The organism is Saccharicrinis sp. 156 (genome assembly GCF_050589685.1).
GTDB lineage: Bacteria > Bacteroidota > Bacteroidia > Bacteroidales > Marinilabiliaceae > Saccharicrinis.
Window position 1 is genome coordinate 212,661 of record NZ_JBNGOS010000004.1, and the last position, 22,571, is coordinate 235,231.

The following is a 22,571-nucleotide window of genomic DNA, read 5'->3' on the forward strand; positions in this document are numbered from 1 at the left end:
AAGACATCATGGCTATATTAAATCGCGTTCAGGAATATTATCCAACGGTCACCCTCTGGAACCGCCTCGAAGGTCGGCCCCGTGCTGAAAACTTTGACCGTGCCACAAAGGCGCAGGTTAGGGATGCGCTGTGGATGATATCAAAGCAGTGGCAAATGGGCGAGTTTATTGGCGATGATGCCGGTTCTCCCATATTGGCGAAAGTGCACATGGAAACCACACGGTTGACCAAGTACAAAGGTGGCAATGCCGATGCCGAAGAAATGGAAAACGAAATTCCGTTGGAGGTTAAAGTAGAACACCAGCCGATTGCATTTCAACAAGGCAACGCTGAAATATCTCTTGATATTCGTCTATTGATGGGACGGCAATGGATGAAATGGGTTTCAGCCATCGATACAAATTATCGTCAGGAATATATCACTCAATATGGAGTGCACAACAACGTTCAGCCCGATCCCGAAACGGAAGCAGATGCCACTATTTGTGCCAACCGGAAATCCTGGCAGCAATTTGCGGCAGTTACAGGTCGTAAAATGGATGGGTATAAGCTGTATGCTTATTTAAAAGAAGATTCCACAAGAGGTGCTTCGGATAATATTGGCCTGGCGGATACGCCTGCCAAAAAAGATGCGCTGGATTTGCTGGGACTTAAGTTTATAGCCTGGTACGAAAAGCTTTATTATCAACCCAACGAAAACCGTAAAAACGAATCGTGGAAACCCGAATACCTCGAGCACCAATTTGCAGTATCGGCTCCGCAAAAAGGTGAAGAAAAAGTATTGGTAGCCGATGAATACTATCACGGACATCTGGATTGGTATAATCTCGACATTGATCAAAGCCAGGACGGTCTGGAAACGGGTACATCTGCTGTTCAGGTAGAGGATACGGTCACCCATGAGTTTGTGCCCACTTCGGTTACCTTTGGAGGTATGCCACACCCACGCTGGTGGACTTTCGAAAACTGGAAGACCAACCTGGGTTTTGTAAATCCCGATACTACCGACCTGAACAAACTTTTATTGCTTGATTTCTTCCTTACCTACTCCAACGACTGGTTTATTGTACCGTTTACTTTACCGGTAGGTAGTTTGGCCAATATCCGCGGTTTAACCGTAACCAATGTTTTTGGCGAAAAAATATGGGTTGAACCCGCAGGACAGGGCGACGATGAGGATTGGCAGCGATGGAATATGTACAACCAAACTATTAAAGGAACCGATCATGTGCCTGCCGATCTGGGAGCTGTGGTTCTGCCTGTCTCCAGAAAAGTACAGGAGGGCAAATCGCTGGAAGAAATATTCTTGCTCAAAGACGAGATTGCCAACATGGTTTGGGGTGTTGAAACAGTGGTTCCCTTGCCAACAGGAAAAGGAAACCGGGGAAAAGAAACTGGCTACGAATTCAAAGCCAAGTTACAACAGCTGATTGGCGATGAGGTTCCTCCTGATACATTGGTGGACAACAATGCCAAAATACGTTTTAGGGTGGTTAACTCTGTTCCTGAAAACTGGATTCCTTTTGTCCCTGTGCATGTGGACGGACAGATGCGCAAAACAAAATTACAACGTGCAGCCATGCCTCGCATCCTTGAAAACGACGTTAAGGTCCCTAAAAAAGTGGAACCCCGTACCTCTTTATTGCGCGAAGGATTGGAAAAAAGCCCTAAGGAAACTTATTCCATTAACATGGAGGAAGTGCGGCGTTCGGGCATGCGTATACATAAAAATTTCCAACGTACCCGTTGGTATGGAGGCAAAGTATTTAACTGGGTAGGCATCAAAAAGGAAACAGGACGAGGTGAAGGCAGCAGCGGACTGGCATTTGACCAGCTGATACCAAATAAGAATAGGATTGAAGAATAGGTTAGTTATTGGTAATCAGTGTTCGATTTTGAAAAACATTCCAAATTAAAATTTGGTGTTTTTCGGGATAAGCAGTCATTAGTTGGAGCGAAGCGACATCCCACTGCAAATAAAAAAAATCTCTTAACCCCAGCACAAATGCTGGGGTAATGCAGTATGCAAGTAGGGCTTTAGCCATGATTTTTTTGAACAATGGACGCATGAAGAATATATATATTACCAACGAAAACTCTACAATGGATAATCACGCTATTGGAATACTAAAATAGGGAGTTGAAGCTTGGAACGAATGGCGTTCCTCATATCCTGGATTAAGACCTGATCTCTCAAACGCCAACTTAATAAATACACGATTAACCCGCTCAAGACTTGTTGATGTGAACATTGAGGATGCTGTTATTCATAATTGTCAAGTATACGGAATCTCTGTGTGTAATATTACCAAAAACAAAAACACGCAAGAAAATAGGTTGAGCGTTAATGATCCTGCTTTGACATAAGAATCTCCAATTCTTGTGAATAATCTAGAAGTTGCCCAATGCAATAGTCTGTTCTTAGACCCAGAAAAAGATAGGGATGTGATCAATGCCTTAACAGCTAAATTGGTGCTTATTCTGGGCCGATTTACTGAAAATAGAAAAGCGATTTTGGATAAGTTGCGAGAAGAATTAAAAAAATACGACCTTGTACCCATCATATTTGATATTGAGTTTCCCGATGGTCATTCAATGATAGAAACCGTTAGCTTATTGGCCCGAATGTTGCGTTTTGTTATTGCTGACCTATCGGATGCTAAAATAGTAATCAACGAAATTCAGGAAATCGTACCTGCTAATCCATCCCTTCCAGTTCAACCTATCATGGACTCTACACAATCAGAACCATCTATTCTCAGAAAACATCATGATAATCCAGGTTATTTAGAACCAATTTCTTATGAAGATATCAACGACCTTACAGCTAAACAGGAAACTATTGTAAGGCTTTTGAAGAAAAGGCGGAGGAACTTAGTAAATATATGTTTAGACTAGGAATTGCTCCTCTTGACTATCAAGGGAATAATTCTTAGCTTATATATCTTAAAAATAAGGCGACGAAAATGAGGAAACAATACTTAAAGCGGCCAAAGTACTATGTAACTGCTGTACAGTTGGATTTAGATTTTAAAGGATTTGAATACGAAAAGTGGGGAGGGAAACAAAAATGCAAGGCAGGTGACTGGCTTATCAATAATAACGGTGATACCTATACCGTGGACAAAGCTTACTTCAATGATTTTTATCAATTTGTAAGCCCTGGAGTTTATAATAAAATAGGGGAAGTTTGGGTAGAAGTTGCCACAGAGAATAGTGACATTAAAACTATTGAAGGCTCAACTGAATACGCAATTGGAGATTATCTTGTATTCGACCGTCAAGAAGGAGGCGATGGATATGCTATCAAAAAGCAAGTTTTTGAGCGGATGTATGAAGAGGTAGACCTGGAGTTTAATCTAACGCTCGAACAAAAATCTTATATCGACAAGCGCATACAACCCCGAATAGATGAATTCAAAGATCTGGCAAATCAGAACCGCAATTGGTACTATATATTTCAGGTTGTAACTATTCTAGCCGCTACTATGGTTCCTGTTTTTAGCGGTTTTATTAATGAAGATAATGATCCTTTTAAATGGTTAGTCGCGATATTGGGTGGCTTATCAGCTGTAGTGGCTAGTTTGCTTTCTTTGTTTAAGTTTCAGGAGAATTGGATTCGTTTTAGAAGTACTTATCACGACCTGGATACACAACTTTCATTGTTTAAAAATGGTTCCAGAGAATATGAAAACAGAAAGCAGGCCTTTAACGTATTGGTTGATAATTGCGAGCGCATCCTGCAAGCCGAAATAGGCCAATGGGCAGAATCAAGACGGAAAAAGGAGGAAGAAAGTGATGAATAGATGATAATTGTTAAGCATGAATCCCACCGAAAATAATATCATACAGAATATAATCGACGACCTGGCCCAATTGGGCCATGCAAAACCATGGAAGTCGGTAAGTACCCTGGCAAAAAAATTCAGGGTTCAGGAAAGTTACTTAAGGCAAATTTTACTTGAATACTGTGCCAGTGCAGGCAAGCAAGATTTGAAAATTCGTTATTCGCATTATCCCAGTAAACGAAACCTGGATATGATATGGGCGCATGTAAAAAATGTTCGAGAGTTAAATGAGCTTTATGATTACTCGCGTATTGATGAATCCGATAAAAGGTTCCCGACATATCTCGGAAATTATCCGCGGTTATTCTTATCCCATAGCCATAAAAACAAAGACAGAGCACTTTATATGAGGGATTATCTCTACTGTCAGCGTATTAACATTTGGATGTCGGAATTAGATATAATCAGGGGTAATGATATTTTTGTTGCCGTCAACCAGGGCAGAAATAACTGTTCCGGTGTTCTTGCAGATGTTACAGAAGAGTCGATACAGTCTGTGTGGGTGCAGAAAGAATTCATCGCCTCTATACAAGATATACGGGTTTATATTGTTGTGGACGGCAATAACGGCCGCTTGATTGAAGCCTTAAACTCCGATACGCCGGATAATATCATGCCTTCATTGAACATAACAAGCATGTTTCCCGAATACTTTGACTATCTAAAGCATCATGTAAGCAAGACAGGACTGGTTTTTTCCTTTCCATATGTACAAGGAGAGCTTTTTAAAACCGAAATGAAGCCCCTGATGGACCTGAAAGATTATTTGACAGAACATTAAATTGAGATGAATTTTCACTCCTAATAAAAAAAACGCGTCATGTACGATGTCTTTATTTCCCATTCACGAGTCGACCGCCGGTTTGTAGATAGGCTTATAAGCTTTCTGGATAAAAAGCAACTTACCTGCTGGCTTGATAAAAAAGATCTCCCTCCTGCAGAAATCTGGCGTAGCGAACTTCAGGAAGCCATTATTGATGCTGATAATTTTGTGTTCATTATTAGTCCCAATTCTGTTGATTCAGAGTTTTGTACACAGGAAATTAACTGGGCTGTAAAGTATAATAAACGTATTATTCCCATTTTTTTAAAAGTGCTGCGACAAGATCAAAAATTAGATTCTGCGTTGTCGGAACGCCAGTGGTTAGAGATAGATACAAACAATGAGGAAAAGAGTTTTTACGATATAGTCACCGCTGTTCGAAATGAGCAAAAATGGTATAAACAAGGTACCGAATATCTTCGGGGTGCTCAAAAATGGAAAAACGGCAAGGAGGTATTCCTGGCCCGCCCCGAACTGGAGACTGCCCGTGCATGGATGGAGAAAGGGGCAAACATGAATCCCGGTCCCACTAAGCTTCAAATCAAATATATTCACGAAAGTGAATCCTATCACCTCAAAGAAGCTAAAAAGTGGGAGAAACTTTATTCCAAATCAATAGCCCGACAAATGGCGAGATCTCACACATAAACGAACACTTTATACTGGGCAAACGAGGATTACACTTATCTGCGCAGGACATACTGCCAGGTAGGGAATTAGCCTATATCTCGCATACCAAACGGTTTTGGAAAGAATGGTTTAAGGGCATCATAATGTAACGATTCATCTTCTTAATGCAGGTTAGATAGCCCAACAGGGAAATCACCACTATACCAGTTGTATATCAAAAAAAATGGATAAACATTTTGCAAATAAGAACAGTTAATGCCGATACAGAACCACAGATTGATTTTTATCAATCGTTTTAATTCGTAATCGGTATAAAAGATAAATGTAACCATAGCGGGAATTGCTTCGCAATTAAATTATTGTCCACAGATTTTTTCGGATGAACACAGATTATCTGAGGTTTGTTAGGAATTTGAAAAATTACTTAATGCCGGCAGGTATATGCGGTCACAATTGCTACCGGGTTAGAAAATCTAACATAACGTTTTTAAGTAATGTTTCGATTTTGATCATCGAATTGGCATTAAGATAAAATCTAATGACAATTTTGGGATTGTTATTTACCAACAGTTGCTTTCAGTTTATGTTTTTTAATGTAGTGTATTGTTGCCACAATAACGCCGGTACCAGCAATTACACTTAAACACAGTAACAAAATAGATACGATATACTCACTGGTAGCTTCTCTTGTAGTTTTTTCAGAGAACAAATCTTTTATCCGGATCATGATCTCGCCTTTGGCAAGTTCTTCATCTACCTTCAGAACCACCACTTCATCAAATTGATGCCAATGATATAGGTAAATAACGCCATTTTTTAAGTCGAAGATATTTGAATACAACGTTTGACTAAATATACCCTCTTGGTGCACCGAATTAAGAATGGATTTAAAGTAATCAACGGTTAATTTATTTTCGCTGTTTATTGCTCCCAGCATCTCTTCGGCTTTAGTGTATCTCCGGCATGGATATTCCAAAGCATTCTTGGGGTTTGCTTTGTTGTAGTTGGTTGAAATTAAATAATTTTCGCCTTTTTTCTTTCTCGTATATGCCAGTTCTCCGTTCTCGTCAACACTAATAACTACAGCATCTCCATTGGCATCTGCAAAGTTTAATTGATAACTTATATCTCCGGAATTAGGATACCAATTTTTTCTTTGGTACCTGTCTGCAATCTTTATGGCTTCCTGAACTGTTGCGGCCTTTCTTAAGATTAATACGGGAGCCCATATCGCATAATGCTCATGGGGGGCCTTATAATGCGGTGGAGGTATAAGTTCAGAATGTGGGTTTATTCCTGATTTGGGTAAGGCATTAGCATCAAAACAAAGTCCTTTTTCATTGATTCCACCTTGATGTGAATAATCTTTAAATCCCAAATACACACAACCATAATTTTCTTCAGTAGCGGGCTCGGTCCACAAATAGGTCTTAGGTTTGTAATAATCCTCATTGTTGCCAAATAAGACCTTATCACCAACTGATGCGGAAAAAATTGTACAAGAACCAGGAACAGGATCATGTGATATTTTTCTGTTTACCATATGATGATCTACGATCCAAAACGAAGAAAAAACTAGAATTCCGATTAATAAGAGTTTGTTTTTCATCATTTTAATTAGGTGCCAGATATACGGCTATTGTCGTTTTCGCTTTTGTTACAGGCTTATATTCATACACAGCAATAAAACCGAGGGTGTAGAAATAAAAAACATGATATATTGTAGGGGCCCATATGATTCATTGATATGAAATTGAGGAAATATAATTATTTATAATCTCTAAAAGAAGACTCTTTCCAAATGGAATCTGAACGAAATGGATTAGAACCGTCTTGCTTTATTGAAGTCTTATGGCGATCCCTAAAATCGCTTTCTTCTTTTGCGGTTATTTGTAGGGATTTCCTCCGTTTTTCAATAGCAGTTCTCATCATTCTACTGCCTTTCCAATTTAGGTTGTTAGCATTTGCATCATAAGATATAGTATGCCAATTCTTCATGTCATTTAAATAGTTTTCAAAGAGATACCACCCCTGATCTTGAACCGTGTAATTATTGCCAAATTGATTCTGGACACGTGGGGTGGGGGCTCCAGCTGGCAACTCCTGGTTAATTTTTCCTTCACGGATCACATGTTCTAAGACTTAGACCATTCAATCCACTCCACAGAAAGTGCATAGTTTGCTTTTTTATAGAGGAGTTCTCTTTTTTCATCAGGCTTTGCATTTGCAGGTAGTTCTTCGGGATATCGCATATTTGCACGTTTGAGCGATCCCTTATTATGTGCATTATGCATCTCCCATAGAATATCTCCTCGAATCTGATCATTTGAATGAAAACTGCCTCCTTCATCTCGCACGGGAACATAAATCGTATGGCTTTCTTCATCATATGAGATATTTTGCCCGACAGTGCCATCAACTAGATTTATGGGAATATCACCGTTCATGGTAATTCGATTGGCTAAATCCTGAAATGTTGCAGAATTCATTAAGAAATTATAATGAGTGAGTAACATTGGATCGGAACCTGGGGCCGCAATGCGCTGTATTGGCAAGTCTCTGGCAGGAAATTTATCGGATTTATTCGCCCTTACAGATAAATTTGCCATTTCCTGTAAAGCGCTTAGTTGTGAAACTTGCCCACTTTTATTTGCTACCTCTTGCAGTGATCTAAGACTTATTGCCTCAGGTCGATGATCCACAAACGTAAACGATGACGCATCCCTGTACTGTTTTTGAGAAACCTTATTGGCAGCAGATTGACTTTTGTTTTCTGGTGTTCTGTCTATATGAGTAATCATAATTTTTTCTTTTCAGTTTTTAGTCAATTGCCAACGGATTTGCAGGAGGGCAGTAGGGGATCATACACATTAAATTTTCTTACTACAATATACCGTTTTATATACTAAAACGGTTCAAGTTTGCACCTGAACCTCTATTGCTTTTATACAGTGTATGTTTTTTTCATCACTTAAACTTAATCCAATCTATTTGCAGGTAACTGCCTTTGGCACCTTTAAACACTAAATAGATATCCGTTTTTCCTTTAAATGATTTTATGCTTTTTTCAATTTGTTGTAATGATTCCGATGGTGATAATTCAAATCTACCCATGGCGGCACCAGTCGGGCTAACTGATCTTATTTCAAGCGAACCTTTCTTGCCAATCATCATAGCCTTTAGGACACATTTTTTGAACTCCTTCCCGAAAGTAACATTGGCAAACCTAATCCAATCTCCATTCTGAATATTTGTAATTACAAAGCCCTCTTCTCTATTTCCCCGTTTTTTTATTTCGCTTGATATTTCATAATACCATTCAGCTTCAATTTTATCCCATGAAGCATTGTATTGTCCTACACCATTTGAAAAATGATAGTCTAAAAACCGGGTATCCGTAACAATTTTTCCTTCATCATCAAAATGGCAATAGGTTATAATGGACTCCCGATATTTAAAACCTTGTTTTATGTAATAACACCAAATATGGTAAAACTGTCCCTTCCATTTAAAAAAACTACCATGAGCAAATTCATCCAGGTTATGGCCATGTCCAACAGCTCCCACACAAGTATATGGTCCATAAATACTATCTGAAATAGCATATTCTCTTCCCCAACTCAAATAAAATTTTTTATTTCTCTTAAAAATGTAATTTTTATCCATCCAGTGTGGTGCATTTTCCCACTCCTTCCCATTAATTATAATGGGTTTAGGTTTCTCTGCTAACGAAATCATGCTCTCGCTTAAACGTGCAATATGGAATCCTCCACCTGATTTATCGCCGTAAACGATATATGGAGTTTTCTTTTTATCATCATCTATTATTATGGTTGGATCGTGCATTGGAGACACCAAGGGTTTTCCCAAGGCATCGGTATATTTTCCCTTTGGTGAATTTGAGCTCATCACCCCAATTCCCCTTTTTCTGTCTGAAAAATAAAAGTAATATTTTCCGTTTCTGGTTGCAGCATCACTTGCCCAACAATCCGTGCTATTGTCATTCATATAATTGTCCTTGGGGCTGATTGTACTGCTATGGGTCCAATTCACCAGGTCTGTTGATGAAAATACACGCCAGTCTTTCATTATCCATGTTTTGTCATCAGGACTGAAATCATGTCCGCTGTATAGATAAATTGTATCGTTAAATATCCTAACATGGGGATCTGACATTCCTATGTCTTTAACAACAGGGTTTTGAGCAGAAATAAGATCGCCTGAAAGTAGGTAAGCTATAAAAAGTAAGAAGCTTTTGTATTTCACGTTTGTTTCTATTATTAAGTTTATAATCGTTGAGCAGTTTGCCATCTCCAAAATGTCCTGTAAAGATGGCTACATGAATAGTGGTGCATTCGAAGGGCTATGTCACTTTAACTTAACCCAAAGCTAATGCGAAGAACAAACCTACAAAAACTTTGCGATCACACCATTATTTATGGTGGTGTGTTATGACCAGGCCTTTATTCATTTATAAGATTTTCAACTTCTTTTATCAATTCCACTTTTTGTGGAAGCACGTAAGTGTACTTTGAACCAAAAACTTTATTATCAAAGCCTCCAAAATTATATTCTGCAGCAACCCCATCCTTTTCTAATATTGGGTTTTTCTCAAGAAATCCTGGAAATTTAGATACATATGGATTTTTCACGATGTCAGAAGCAGAATCAATTACCTGTCCTTTTTGTGAAAGATCTAAAACTTTTTATTTATTGTAAGCTCCTTGATGGATCGTTAGGGTTCATTCATCGGCATCCATGTCTTTTCGTTTGAATATCAGCCTGTTTAATCCCAAATAAGTGGACTTTCATCACCAATAACCTAAACTTAATATATCTCTTCTTTACAATTAAGTTAGTTCTCGTTAATTTGGATATTATGAACGGTTCAATGAAAAAAAAATGGTTAGTGGCAGAGTTTGTGCTTTTATATGTGGGAATACCACTTTTTATCTATCTGGATTATAATTTCACACATCCAACCATGGTGATTGTACCATTGGTTCTAATCATGTTACTTATTTTAAAACGATATCATTTTTTTCAGTTGAAAGACTTGGTTCAGCTAAATTTAAAACGAGTAAAACCCTGGAGTCATTTTATAACTGTTGTAATAAATGCTTGTATTTTGGTATTAAGTGTATATCTCTTTGATCATGAAAACTTGTTTAACCTAATGCGATCAAATCCGCAAATGTTGGTTCTATTGTGTATTTTATATCCCATTTATTCGGCATTTGGGCAAGAAATAATTTACCGGCTTTTTTTATTTCAGCGATACAGAACCATTTTTAAATCCAAGGTTTTACTTGTGTTGGTCAGCAGTTTGTCGTTCAGTTATATGCATATTATTTACTATAGCCATGTTTCTGTAATTCTAACTTTTATCCTTGGTGTTTATCTTTCCATTACCTATTTAAAAACACGTAGTGTGTTGTTTGTATCTATTCTGCATGGTATATACGGAAACCTTATTTTTATAGTTGGCTTGGGCAATTATTTTTGGTTAGATATGCATAAGTTTATGTAAAAAAGAACAATAAGAGATTGACCGTCAATATAAACTTAAATTCCGTAAAGGATTTCCCGGGTATTTATACCGATTAACAATGACATTGAAAATGGGATTAACAATCCTTCCATCTTAAATCCGGAGATTTTTTATACAAACAAAACACCAAATATTCTTAATGTGGTTTTTCGTAATTGGTCATATATATATGCAATTGGAGTTGTGTATTCAAAATACTATCTTGTTTCCCTAAATTATTCGTGTTTAAAATTAACCTGGGGCATAGTGTATAGGATTAAGCGTATATATTTCCTTTTTCTAGTTTTGCTTTTAAATTCAGTTTATTTTATTGGATCCGGTGCTAAAATAGATAGCCTTAAGAATCTTTTATTAACTGAAAAAAACGATAAGCTACGCATTGATTTGTACAATGTATTGGGTGATGAGCTATTGTTGAAATCACATACCGAAGCCCTCGAATACTACACGAAACAGGTTGAGCTTGCCAAAAAAATAAATGATAGGGCAAAAATTGTAATAGGGTTGGTTGGTATATGCGATGTTCATTCTTTATTAGGGGAATACAAGCTTGCCATTCAATCGGTAAGCGAGGCGGTAGGCTATGCGGGGGCGGACAATGGATTGTTGGCAGATTGTTATGGAAGGTTGGCCATTGTGTATGCACATATGGGAGAGATGAAGGAAGCCCTAGAAAACGATAATCTTTGTATTAAGTATAATTCACTTACCGGCGACTCGGTACGTATTGCCAACGCCTATCATAATATGGGCAGTCACTTTCAAATGATGGGAAACCTTGATTCTGCAAGGCATCACTATCATCGATCGAACAAATTCATTAATGATTCCAATAGTATTTTAAAAGCCTATAATACCAGTAAGCTGGCCACCGTTTATGCCAAAAACAAATCTTACGTCAAATCAATGGAGGCACACACGGCAGCTTTGCGGGAATATAAAAAGAGAGGTGCAAAATACGATATTGCATTTGAGCAATTGTGCATGGCAATGGTATTTAATCAACAAAAGGAATATCATCTTGCAAAAGCATACATCGATAGTTCCTTGCAATTAAGTTTTCAGTTAAATAATTGGCAATTGCTTCATAGAAATTATCACGAGCTTAGTGATGTATACCTTAAACAAGATGATTTTAAAAATGCACTCAAATATCAATTGCTTGAAAACACGTACATAGACTCCTTAAAATCCAGAAATAATGAAAACGCGGTTAAAGCAGCCATAAATAAATATGAGTTAGATGAGCAAAAAAAAGCGCTTAATGTATCCGAGACAGATCACAAAAAACTAAATTGGCAGCGGAATATGTTAATGTTGGTCGTTGGGGTAACCATTATACTGTTGATGTTGGGGCTGTTTGTATTGTTTCAAAACCATAAAACGCATCGGAGGAATAGGGATTTGGTAAGCCAACTAAACTCAAAAAACCAATCCATAAACCGGTTGCTTACCATAATCGGACACGATTTACGGGAGTCATTAGGTCATTTAAAAGAGTTTACACAACATATGCACATGAAATTACTGGATAACAATTCGATTAACGATGCTGTAGTTGAATTTATTCCCATGGTTGATTCTGCGCATGATTTGCTGGAGTCGGTGCTGGTTTGGAGTAGAAATAACGGTGAGGAAAACAGAGCTAAAATGGAAGAGTTGAGCGCCCGGGAATTGATTGAAAGTACGATTAAGCAGCTGTCGCATTTAGCGAAAATAAAGAAGATTACTTTTGTGTGCGATGTTGAGGATGTTAGGTTTGCATGCGATAAAAATATGGTGCTAATGATATTACGGAACATCATTAGCAATGCCATTAAATTCTCTTATCCCAATGGCCATGTTACAATTCAGGCTCGTTTGAGGGAAAATATTGTATGGTTTTCAATTAGTGATCAGGGTGTAGGAATAGCCAAAAAAGATATTGCAAAGATCCTTGATGAAAAAACGAACTATACTACCCAAGGTACAAGCGGGGAACAAGGTCCAGGATTAGGATTGTCGATGTGTAACGCGGTTATTAAAAAATATAAAGGAAAATTGCATATAGAAAGTACGGAAGGGAAAGGGAGTGAAATAGCATTTGAACTTCCAAAGCGCGTTGGCACCGAATGAAATAATACGTAATTTTTATAATTACGTGTATTATACAACACTTCGTTCATCTTTTTAAAACATCAGGGTGTGAGTCAATTTTACAATTTAGTTTTGTTTTGGCAATGGGAATAGTTTTAAGCGGTCTGTAAATAAGTCTCTTATCTGTTGTGTCTGGTCTAAGTTGCTATTAATTATTAACACAATCCTAATAGTATGTCGTATTCTTGTTAAAGAAAGTATTAAATTGCAGCACACTTAAACTAATAATATTTGACTTTCATTTTTTATAAAATATTCGCATTTCAACAGGTACGATCAGGCCTTTTTTGTTTGCTATTGTTTGTTTATATGTTCCCCAAAAATGTAAGGGCAAACCAAAAAACAGATAGTTTGCGAAACGTATTATCCAAAGATGTAAGCGATATTGAAAAGGGGAGAGTTTATTATGATTTAGGCCAGGAACTTCTGCAGGAATCATTATCCGAATCTTTGGAATGTTTTTATCAGTCGAAACAATTCGCAGAAACCAACCAAGACACTTCTTTGATTGTGGACAATCTGTTAGGTATTTGCGATGTTCACATTATTTTGGGAGAAGTGAGGCAAGCACTGGACTTTATTGCTGAAGCAATGGTTATTTCCAATGGCAATTATGCATTGATGGCCGACTGCCATACCGCCATGTCAAACTGTTATGCCCAGTTGGGAGAATATGATCTTTCCATCCAGAACGACAAGCAGTCGTTAAAGTATCATACCTTGTTAAAAGATACTTTAAATATTGCATACGATTATCATAATATCGGCTCGTATTATTTAATGGTTTATGAATTAGATACTGCGATATCATACTATCATCTTTCTAATAAATGTTTGAGCGATGATCAGGATATTCTCTGGGCATATAATCATACACGACTGGGATTTGCCTACACGCATAAAAAAGATTATCTAGCGGCTATTGATAACCATTTTGAGGCTTTAAAGTGGTATTCGAAGGATAGCATGTTGTACGAAATGGCATTGGAAGAAAACTTTATTGCCACGGTGTTATTTAATAATCGGGAATTGACCAAAGCGGGCACGCATGCCGCAAAAGCTTTAGATTACAGCCTTCGATTAAATCACTTCGAATTAATTAAAACGACTTATAATCTTTTATATGACATTTATAATGAAAAAGAGGATTATAAGAACGCATTGAGATATTCGGTTCTTGAGCACGCTTATGCTGATTCGTTGGAGGAGGAAAACAAAGAAAGTATTATTAATTCCATTAAGATAAAACATAGTTTCAACGAACAAAAGCGGATGCTGGAAAGTACCAGGGAAAGTAATACAGAATTAGCCAAACAAGGTAAGATGTTAGCCATATTTAGTGTCATATCATTGCTTCTGCTGGTGAGTTGTATTATTATTTTGTTACAACGGCAAAAAAAGCATAAAAAAAATAAGGGATTGGTGCTACAGCTAGACCGTATTAATCAATCCTCCAGAAAACTGCTTTCAATAATAGGCCATGATTTAAGGGACTCCGTGGGCAACCTAAAAAACTTCACGCAGTTGATGCACCACCAATTGCTCGACAACAAATCTATAGAAACCATGGTAACTAAATTTGTTCCTATGGTAGATTCTACTTACGGTCTGTTGGACACATTACTCATTTGGTCGCAAAATAATGATGAGAAATTTGTACCTAAGCTTGAACCTTTGAATACCAGGAATATTGTGGACTTGTCGATTAGCCATTTGTCGCATTTGGCCAAAGCAAAAAATATCATCATTAAACAAGATCTGGAGGAGTCCACGTTTCATGCGGATAAAAACATGATGCTTACCGTAATGCGCAACCTAATTAGCAATTCTATCAAGTTTTCAGAAGCCAATTCAACCATTACTATAAAATCGATAGTAAGAGGATCGAGCATTGAATTCTCGGTAAAAGATGAAGGTGTTGGCATGACTCCCGAGCAAATTAATAAGGTGCTGAACCAAGATGAAAATCACCACTCCGAAGGTACCAGAGGCGAACGAGGGTCCGGTTTGGGAATTTCGTTATGTAACTCCTTTATTGCGAAGCATGGCGGTAAGCTTTCCGTTGACAGTAAAATGGGTTGCGGAAGCACGTTTAAATTCTCGGTACCCAAAAAGTAAATTGGTAATGAATCATTCGTGTTGATGGTTTTAACCTGCCATATGCCTTAGAAATCCTGTTACGCAAATCAACTACTTCAAAACAAGGCGTTTCACTGAGTTACTTCAACTCACCGGAGCGGTGCTCTCGAAAGTAATCGGGACAAGTTATGCCTCGTTTCAGTAATGCCTTGTTTTAATGTACCTGCAATGCTCATGACGAACCTCCAATACATAATCCGGGTTAAATGCTCATTACGTATCTCTAATAACCCGGGTTTAAATGATATTGCCAATAAGCTGAAACTAATCAAAAATATTAGCAATCAGTATTTGGAACTGTTCTCCGTTGACTATTGTCCAATGATAAATACAGTAATTGAATTCACTCGTACTCCTGAACAATACTACCTACCATCCGTAACAGTGCGGTATGAGTATCAATGTAATTATATATAGCCTCTAATTGGAGTTGAGAAGCATTGAGATATATATTCTGAACATCTCTATAATTAAAGGAGTTAATGGCTCCTGTATTAAATTTATCCTGGGATATTTGAAGATTAAGTTTGGCTGCCTCTAAATTTTCTTTGGCTACATGCAACAGTTCTTTACGCACCAGGAACATCTCATATAAATTAGCCAGGCTGTTGTTTAAATCATGCTGCATATCTTCCAATTCAATTGCACCGACTTCCTCGTCAATCCTTGCTATTTGTAGCGCCCTTTTTTTGCTGCCGCCACTAAACAAGTTAAAGCTAAGTGTAAAGTTGCCATAAAAATTGGTGGCGCTATAGTCTGTGTTATCGCTCGTGTCATAATCGGTCATCGTAGATGTATAAGTGGCTCCACCCTGGAACCCGAGCTTAGGGGAATAGTTGCTTTTTGCGACAGCTACCGCATTCTCCAGCAAACGTTGATTGATGTACTGGTTTTGCAACGTCTTGTTATTATTGGTCATTTGGGCCTGTAAATCAGTTAGGTTATAATGGACTGAAATGGCCTTGAAATCTTCGGTTAATATATACGAAGGGTTGTTTTTTTCTGCCATAAGATAGTTTAAATCGCGCATGGAATTTTTATACCTTACTTCCTGCAACAAGTAGTTAGAACGATCTGATAAATACGAGTTTTGCGCTTGCAACAAATCGTAGGTTACCGCGGTGCCCAACTCTTTCTGGACCTCCACCTTTTTGTATCTGTCTTCCGATAACGACATTACCTCCTCGAAGGTCTTTAGCTTTTCTTTTTGCAAAAGCGCATCGTAATAAGACAAAACCACCGATTGAATGGTGCTTTCAACCATAATAGCCGTATTTTGTAGCGACAGTTTCTCCAATTCCTCAAAGCGTTGTTTGTTAATCTTAACGGCAAAACCATCGAATATAGTCCAACTCAAGTTGGCATTACCAATGAATTGTGTTTTTACATAATCCTCGGTGTCATTTATATCTTTCGAATTGTTACTGTAGGCATTTAGATCAACGTAAGGGTATCGGCCTGCCGATCCCCAGGAGTTATTAATTTTAGCCGCCTGTTGGCTGGTTTTGCTAATTTTAATGCCATAATTATTTTCCAGTGCTTTACTTATGGCATCAGCCAAAGCCAGATTCTCCTGCGCCATGGTAAATAAGCTAAAGCATAAAATTATAATAGTTAATTGTATCTTTTTCATTCTAAAATATCGTAATCAGTCGTTAAAATCTTCTTCCCCGGTATTGCTTTTACGCTGTTCGTTCTGCCATGCAATTTCTACATGTTCGGGCTGAATTTTTTTATCGTACCACCATTCTCTTATCACTCTTCTAATATCGTTTAAAATCATGATTAAGGCAGGGAAAAACAACAAGATAAACATGGTTCCGAAGGCTACGCCATAAACGAGTGAAATAGCCATTGGGATTAGGAACTGAGCCTGAAAGCTTTTCTCCAATATCAACGGATATAAGCCGAAGGATGTTGTTAAGGTCGTCAGAATGATTGGTCGTAACCTCGATTTGCCAGCCTCAACAATGGCTTGTTTTATTTTTTTACCTTCCACAATCAGCGAATTGTATTTGGCCAATAATACCACAGCATCATTCACAATCACCCCGGTTAAGGCCACTATTCCCCACAAACTTAAAATGGAAAGCGGTTTGCCATGTATACCGTGTCCCCAAATTGCTCCCAATATCGAAATTGGAATCATCATTAATATGATGAGTGGTTGTTCAAAAGATTTAAAACTAATCATGAGGATGATGATAATGGCTAAGAAAGCCATTGGAAATAGAAACATCAAATCCTTCATGTTGCGTTGGCTTTCCTTTTGCTGACCCTGAAATTCAACAGAAATACCCGGATAAAGTATCTTAAGCTCAGGAATTACTTCCGTATTTATCTGTTCCAACACTTCTGTCACTGAAGCATCCGGGTCAACCAAATCGGCATTTACCCTTATTTCGCGCTTGCCGTTAAAGCGGTTAATGTTAACAGGGCCACGCTTAATTTCGTACTCCACCAATTCGGTCAGAGGATATTCACCCTGCGTGGTTACAATCTTCATGGTTTCCAATTGACCTATGTTTTCCCTTCCCTCGGAAGGATATCTGACCCAAACCCTGAGTTCGTCGCGGCCGACCTGTAAACGCTGTGCCTGCCCCCCATAAAAGGCCTGTCGGACCTGGTTGGCTATATACGCTTCGTTCAACCCCATCATATAGGCTTGCGGTTTTAGGTTGAGAAGTATTTCCTGTTTACCCATTGCATTGGTAGTCACCACATCTTTTAGTTGTGCGTATTCCTCAAGCTTGGACATTAAAAAGTCTCTTCCCAGTTCAAGTTCATCTATGTTTCGGGATAACAGCCCGATGGAAACGGGATCGCCAAAGCGGCTTCGCGCTCCCATGGAATATTTGTCGGCTTCCGGAATGGGCCCAACTTTTTCCCTAATTCTATTGATAATTTCGTACGAACTGATTCCTGTGTCCTCCGAGTTTCGGGGCGAAACATCCACGCTGCCTGTATGAGAGCCGCTCTCTGAACCGTCAAAAGCCGATCCCAAAATAATAATGCTATTTTCAATGATGGGAACGGTATCGTTATATTCGTCCATTAATTCCTCGTTAACCACCCACACCACACTATCGAATCGCTCGAGGTATTGCATGGTTTTATCCTCGCCCGATCCTGGCGTAAAAGCAATGTTGATGTTGAATGAATCAAACTCCATGCGTGGGAAAAAAGTGGTTTTGATGATATGCCCGCCAATCAACCCCCCTGTAATAATCATCATGGCCACGGGAATGCCCAGGGTAATATAACGCCATTCCACAGATAGCTTAATCACTCTGTCGTAGGCATAATCGCGCAGCCAGGTAAAAAAACCTTCGGTGTATTTTCTAAATCCTTTATTTCTGTCAGAAAGCACTTTGCGGTTTAATACATGCTTGTTTCCCAGGTGAGCCGGAAGTACCAAAAATGCCTCAAAAAGTGAAACGAACAGACTGAATATGACAATGACGGCCATTTCGAACATCATCTCCATACGGCCAGTGATAAAAATCAAAGGCGAAAAAGCGACCATGGTAGTGGCAACCGAAGCTACTACCGCCGGAACTACTTCAACGGTACCGTCAACAGCAGCCTGAATGGGGGTTTTACCCTTTTCGAAGTGTTGGAATATATTTTCGCCAATCACGATTCCATCATCTACCAAAATACCGATCACCAAAATCATCCCGAAAAGGGAAATCATGTTAATGGTAACGCCCATTAAATTTACGATGATAAACATGCCCAAAAATGATGCGGGGATACCCCATGCAACCCACAGCGAAAGACGGACACTGAGCATGATGCCCAAAATAAGCAGCACCAAAATAAGTCCTTGACCACCATTGAAGTACAGGAGGTCGAGCCTCATTTTTAAGATGTCCAAAAAGGAACGCGACAGTTGCAGGCTTACACCAAGATCCTTGTCATTGAACTCTTTCACATATTTTTTGATATAGGTATCTATCTCGTCCAGATCCTCTGTGATCAGTTTGTTGATTTGAAGGCTGATAACGGGATTATTGTTTTCCAATGCTTTATCCGATACATCGGCAAACTTTAGCTTTACCGATGCTATATCTCTCATTCGGATAACGCTGCCATCCGGATTTGCCCGCAGGATGATGTTGCCTATTTTATTGGGGTCCGCGCTTCTGGAACGCAGACGGATAAGAAGTTCCTCTTTTTTTGAGCGAAGCTGACCTCCAGATACATCTTTGTTGTTTTGTGAGATGGCATCCTGTAAGTCGTTAAACGTAAGTCCGTAGCGTAGGAGGGTTTCCTCCTTGGCTTCAACCGATATTTCAAGAGCGGGAAATCCCTCGATACCCACCTGGCTGATAAATCCTGAAGCCAAAAAATCCTCCTCAACCTGTTGGGCATAACTTTTTAATGTTAGCAAATCCACGTCGCCAGTCACCAATAAGCGGGCGGCAGGAGAGGTGGTGCGCGTCTTGGAAACGATGGGGCGTTCGGCCGCCGTGGGTAAGGAGGATATACCGTCCACCGCGTTTTTTACCTCAATCAGGGCTTCGTCGATATCGTAATTGGGTTCAATCTCAATGGTGACACTTGAGCTATTTTCGGACGACACGGAATTTATTTCGTAAATACCGGGAATAGCCCTGACAGCTTCTTCGATACGCGACGTGACTCCTTCTTCCATTTCTACTGGTGATGCACCCGGATAATAAACGCTTACCCTCAAAATGTGAGATTGTCTTTCAGGGAAGAAGGACTTTTTCATGGAAGCCAAACTGATTCCGCCCACAATCACCAGAACCAATATAATAAGGTTGGCGTAAAATGGAAATCTAACAAACAATTCTACTATTCTTCTCATGATTTGGCTCCTTTGTTTTGTCCATTTTCCATGGTTCCTTTCTCTTGTGTTTTTCCCGATTTCGACCCTTTTTCCAATGACGGTTTATCAATTCCCATTATACCAACGGGACTGTTTTCTTTAACGTTGATGAGCGGTTCAGTAACGATCATTTGCCCAGGTTCGATACCGTTAAAAATTAGGGTGGTTTCATCCCATTTTAAGATGTTGATTTGGCGTTTCTTCAACTTTCCATCTGCTACAATAAATACTTCGTTGGAGTTAAATATTGCATTACGAGGAAGTTGCATCGCTTTGTTAATTTGCTGACCGGGGAATTGCACAATTTTGTATTCGCCTGCCAGTAATTCATCATTATTAGTGTTAGGTACTTTTACAAAAATGCTCCTCGATTGCGTGTCAGCGTCAATAAAGTCTGATTTACGAACCACAATACCCGATTTAACCGATTTTTTGTTAGTGGTAAATACCTGTACCCGGTCACCAATGTTTATCCATTTACTATGTTCGTTTTTTACGGGTACTTCCACTTCCAACTGGTCTGTGCGTATCATTCGTGCAATTTGACCGCCCGTGTTCACATATCCACCCACCTCGAAATTTACCTGGAGATAAGTCCCGTTAAATGGGGCGTATAGCTCATGGCGACTCAGCTTTTTTTCGTCCTGCAAAATTCCATAGTATTCACTCATGAAATTTCTGCTGGCTAAAAAAATCTTTAGTTTGGCATTGGAAATTTGGGGTAGGGGGGGTAGTTCTTTTTCAATTTCGATGGTATTAAAAAAGTTCAGGTAAGCGTTATACTGTTCAGGGTAGTCCACTTTAATATCAGGCAAAATAGTGGTTATGGTGGTAAGGAATTGGCTCTTTCTGGCTTGTAGTGCCAGCTCAACTTCATCTTTATATATTTCGGCCAGAAGTTGTCCTTTTTTAAATGAGGTACCTTTGCGAAGCGATACTGCACCAGGTAGGATTTTTCCGGCAGCTTCCGATACCAGCATTACTTCGCTGCTGGATACTACACGTCCTTCTGCCGAAAGAGGCGAGGTAATTTGAGAATAGCTAACGGGTTCCGCCTTTACGAAACGTTTAATGTTAAAATCAGGTTTGCGCTTACTATCCGGTTTCATAGAAAGAAACAAATTGGAAAGAAGGTAGGAACCTCCTAATAATACGGTCAGGGCAACTACAACAAAAATGATTTTTCTTCGACTCATGACGAATATATTATGCTTTATAATGTAAATACAAAAAAAAGGAAATTAAAGTATAAAAATCCTCAATTATCCAGAATAAAAAAATGTTTTGCCTGATAATTGAGGTTTTTTATGATAATTTTATATTTATGATAATTTCATTCTTATGTCAATGAAATCATTATGTAAACAAAGTCGGCAATACTTATGGTGTTTTCTTGCGGGTTACAACAGGTGTCTTGTCATTCTTAGTGGTTGATATGATTTACATTATATAAACAAAATTTGTAATAAATTTTAGCTTAAATATAATTATTGCCTAAACAAGTTTATTGTCGATCAGTTGCTGGAACATGTCGTTAATTGTTTCCGATAATGGACGGTAGGTAGCTCCTAATTCCCTTTTGCTCTTCGAATTATCGGCTTTCCAAGCGAAACCCATATTTCGAGATACAAACTTTCGGGTAATCGCTTTGTTAATCATGGGGCCCATAAGCCAGATGAGCCATTTAGGCATTTCTTTTTTGGGGATTGGGTATTGGTCGCCATATTTTGGTTGAAGTACTTTGGCCAATTCAGCAAACCAGGTATTATGGCCCGATGCAATATGGCGTCCTTTAGCTTCGGGCACAAACCCGGCCTGGAAGTGAATAAATGCTAAATCTCTTACGTCAACAATGCCCCAACCCATTTTAGGGACACCTGCTTTTAAGGTCCCATCGCCTAATTGCTTCATCAGGTTAAAACTTTCCGAGGTTACCGAGTGTGGATTAACCGCCGGACCCATCACCAAACTGGGATTGACAACCACTAAATCCCAACGGTCTTGTTTTTTATTGATTTCCCAGGCTTCTTTTTCGGCCAGTGTTTTGGAGTAAGAATAAGCGCCATGTTCAATATTGGAGCTGGTATTCCATATCTCCTCAGTAAAAATTCCGTTTGGAGTGGCTTTAAGGTCGATGTTGTCTCCATATATAGCTGCGCAACTGCTGGTTACCACTATTCTTTTTACTGATGCTGTTCGGTTTGCTGATTCTAAAACGTTACGGGTACCCAGTTTAGCCGGGTCAATCAATTCTTTTTGTGGGTCTTTAATATCCATGGTGAAAGGAGAGGCGGTGTGATAAACCAGCTCACAACCGTTCATGGCTTCGTCGTACGAGCTTTCTGTTAGAAGGTCGCTTTTGAAATATTTGATTTCCCCTTTCGAGTTGGCTGCCAAATCGTCCAGGAACTTGAGTTTTTCCGTGTAGTTAGGATCTCGAACTGCCGCATGAACGGTAATACCTTCATCTAAAAGCTTTTTCACTAACCATCCTGCAACATACCCTGTTGCTCCTGTCACCATTACTGGTTTTGATTTGTCAATTGTGGTCATTGTTTTATGTTTTGTTTATTATTTAAATGTCT

At 38.8% G+C, this 22,571-nt stretch carries 17 protein-coding genes and 1 pseudogene; 9 read left to right on the forward strand and 9 right to left on the reverse strand.

What is annotated here, in order from left to right:
* Nucleotides 1–8 precede the first annotated feature (8 nt).
* From ACRD64_RS03590 to ACRD64_RS03615, 6 genes and pseudogenes are all read left to right on the forward strand, one after another.
* The gene (locus ACRD64_RS03590) at nt 9–1,868 is read left to right on the forward strand and encodes a hypothetical protein (RefSeq protein WP_430931794.1); all 1,860 of its coding nucleotides are present in this window, start codon (nt 9–11) and stop codon (nt 1,866–1,868) included.
* Nucleotides 1,869–2,200: 332 nt separating this feature from the next.
* A pseudogene (locus tag ACRD64_RS03595) lies at nt 2,201–2,368 on the forward strand (hypothetical protein); the annotation flags it as partial.
* A 15-nt stretch (nt 2,369–2,383) separates the two neighbouring features.
* A complete protein-coding gene (locus ACRD64_RS03600; RefSeq protein ID WP_430931795.1) occupies nt 2,384–2,899 on the forward strand; it encodes a hypothetical protein in 516 nt (171 codons plus the stop codon).
* 68 nt (nt 2,900–2,967) lie between these two features.
* Nucleotides 2,968–3,807 (forward strand): DUF4231 domain-containing protein, encoded by an 840-nt coding sequence (locus tag ACRD64_RS03605; protein WP_430931796.1) that lies wholly within the window; start codon nt 2,968–2,970, stop codon nt 3,805–3,807.
* A gap of 16 nt (nt 3,808–3,823) precedes the next feature.
* Nucleotides 3,824–4,630 carry a toll/interleukin-1 receptor domain-containing protein gene (locus ACRD64_RS03610; protein ID WP_430931797.1) on the forward strand — a complete coding sequence of 269 codons (807 nt, stop codon included), beginning with the start codon at nt 3,824–3,826 and terminating at the stop codon, nt 4,628–4,630.
* A gap of 39 nt (nt 4,631–4,669) precedes the next feature.
* Nucleotides 4,670–5,320, forward strand: a complete 651-nt coding sequence (locus tag ACRD64_RS03615) for a toll/interleukin-1 receptor domain-containing protein (protein ID WP_430931798.1) — start codon at nt 4,670–4,672, stop codon at nt 5,318–5,320.
* Between the two features lie 538 nt (nt 5,321–5,858).
* Here the strand turns inward: ACRD64_RS03615 and ACRD64_RS03620 are convergent.
* The 5 genes from ACRD64_RS03620 to ACRD64_RS03640 all read right to left on the reverse strand — a co-directional run bounded on the left by ACRD64_RS03620 (nt 5,859) and on the right by ACRD64_RS03640 (nt 9,954).
* On the reverse strand, nt 5,859–6,914 hold the full coding sequence (locus ACRD64_RS03620) for a carcinine hydrolase/isopenicillin-N N-acyltransferase family protein (RefSeq protein WP_430931799.1): 1,056 nt from the start codon (nt 6,912–6,914) through the stop codon (nt 5,859–5,861).
* A 155-nt stretch (nt 6,915–7,069) separates the two neighbouring features.
* Nucleotides 7,070–7,432 carry a hypothetical protein gene (locus tag ACRD64_RS03625; protein WP_430931800.1) on the reverse strand — a complete coding sequence of 121 codons (363 nt, stop codon included), beginning with the start codon at nt 7,430–7,432 and terminating at the stop codon, nt 7,070–7,072.
* A 5-nt stretch (nt 7,433–7,437) separates the two neighbouring features.
* Nucleotides 7,438–8,103, reverse strand: a complete 666-nt coding sequence (locus ACRD64_RS03630) for a hypothetical protein (RefSeq protein ID WP_430931801.1) — start codon at nt 8,101–8,103, stop codon at nt 7,438–7,440.
* 166 nt (nt 8,104–8,269) lie between these two features.
* Nucleotides 8,270–9,568: a family 43 glycosylhydrolase gene (locus ACRD64_RS03635; protein ID WP_430931802.1), complete on the reverse strand. Its 1,299-nt coding sequence runs from the start codon at nt 9,566–9,568 to the stop codon at nt 8,270–8,272.
* A gap of 197 nt (nt 9,569–9,765) precedes the next feature.
* The gene (locus ACRD64_RS03640; protein WP_430931803.1) at nt 9,766–9,954 is read right to left on the reverse strand and encodes a hypothetical protein; all 189 of its coding nucleotides are present in this window, start codon (nt 9,952–9,954) and stop codon (nt 9,766–9,768) included.
* A gap of 227 nt (nt 9,955–10,181) precedes the next feature.
* Between ACRD64_RS03640 and ACRD64_RS03645 the strand changes: the two genes are divergently transcribed.
* From ACRD64_RS03645 to ACRD64_RS03655, 3 genes are all read left to right on the forward strand, one after another.
* Entirely contained in the window at nt 10,182–10,832 is a 651-nt protein-coding gene (locus ACRD64_RS03645; protein ID WP_430931804.1) for a CPBP family intramembrane glutamic endopeptidase, read from the forward strand.
* Between the two features lie 267 nt (nt 10,833–11,099).
* On the forward strand, nt 11,100–12,968 hold the full coding sequence (locus ACRD64_RS03650; protein WP_430931805.1) for a tetratricopeptide repeat-containing sensor histidine kinase: 1,869 nt from the start codon (nt 11,100–11,102) through the stop codon (nt 12,966–12,968).
* 372 nt (nt 12,969–13,340) lie between these two features.
* Nucleotides 13,341–15,107, forward strand: a complete 1,767-nt coding sequence (locus ACRD64_RS03655) for a tetratricopeptide repeat-containing sensor histidine kinase (protein WP_430931806.1) — start codon at nt 13,341–13,343, stop codon at nt 15,105–15,107.
* Between the two features lie 364 nt (nt 15,108–15,471).
* On the opposite strand, the gene ACRD64_RS03660 is transcribed toward ACRD64_RS03655, so the two are convergent.
* The 4 genes from ACRD64_RS03660 to ACRD64_RS03675 all read right to left on the reverse strand — a co-directional run bounded on the left by ACRD64_RS03660 (nt 15,472) and on the right by ACRD64_RS03675 (nt 22,539).
* Nucleotides 15,472–16,761, reverse strand: a complete 1,290-nt coding sequence (locus ACRD64_RS03660; RefSeq protein ID WP_430931807.1) for a TolC family protein — start codon at nt 16,759–16,761, stop codon at nt 15,472–15,474.
* 15 nt (nt 16,762–16,776) lie between these two features.
* Nucleotides 16,777–19,965 (reverse strand): efflux RND transporter permease subunit, encoded by a 3,189-nt coding sequence (locus ACRD64_RS03665; RefSeq protein WP_430931808.1) that lies wholly within the window; start codon nt 19,963–19,965, stop codon nt 16,777–16,779.
* Nucleotides 19,962–21,182 carry an efflux RND transporter periplasmic adaptor subunit gene (locus ACRD64_RS03670; protein ID WP_430931809.1) on the reverse strand — a complete coding sequence of 407 codons (1,221 nt, stop codon included), beginning with the start codon at nt 21,180–21,182 and terminating at the stop codon, nt 19,962–19,964. The genes ACRD64_RS03665 and ACRD64_RS03670 overlap by 4 nt, the downstream gene beginning before the upstream one ends.
* Before the next feature lie 298 nt (nt 21,183–21,480).
* Complete coding sequence (locus ACRD64_RS03675) at nt 21,481–22,539, reverse strand: NAD-dependent epimerase/dehydratase family protein (protein ID WP_430931810.1); 1,059 nt, start codon at nt 22,537–22,539, stop codon at nt 21,481–21,483.
* Nucleotides 22,540–22,571: the final 32 nt, after the last annotated feature.